This window comes from Runella sp. R0.1_18 (genome assembly GCF_057652155.1).
This window is the reverse complement of record NZ_JBYFCK010000100.1, coordinates 1-472: the sequence shown is the minus strand read 5'-3', so window position 1 is coordinate 472 and position 472 is coordinate 1. Positions and strand designations below refer to the sequence as shown.

The 472-nt window shown below is 40.3% G+C and carries 1 protein-coding gene; it reads right to left on the bottom strand.

Annotation, left to right across the window (positions count from 1 at the left end; all coding sequences use genetic code 11):
* Positions 1–25 precede the first annotated feature (25 nt).
* Positions 26–472, bottom strand: a 447-nt coding sequence (locus tag AC23P2_RS31235) for a hypothetical protein (protein ID WP_487776812.1), incomplete at its 5' end; no start/stop codon positions are given.

Here is a 472-nt window from a genome sequence, read left to right as displayed (position 1 = left end):
GCATGAGCCGTGCCAAGTTGTGGAATTATTCTTCTTGTGTCGCTCGACGATAACGCAAGGCTAACTTTGGGTTTCGCTTAGACACTTTTTGAAAATCTGATTCATAACTCGAAACCAAACGCCGCTGTTCCTGGGCTTGATGGTAATGGTGGTAGCACACACCCCCCAAGATGCAGGACAAAATTCCCAATATGCTCAAAAAGATAATTGCTGAAATTCCAGAACTGAAGCCAATCAAATTTCCTCCTGTTTGAATCCTTGATGGAATTTTTTCAATATGCTGCTCAATTCTGCTCTCAAGCTCTTTGAATCTCTGTGATGTGTCTCCTAGGTAAGTCTTCAGCTCCTGACCAATAAGTTTTGTCTCTACCTTGACTGGTGGTAAAGGACGATTTAAATTTTTCTTGAGTAATTCTTCAATCTCCACAAAGCGTTGTTCTAGCTTTTCTTGTTTTTCAATCAAATCATTTAG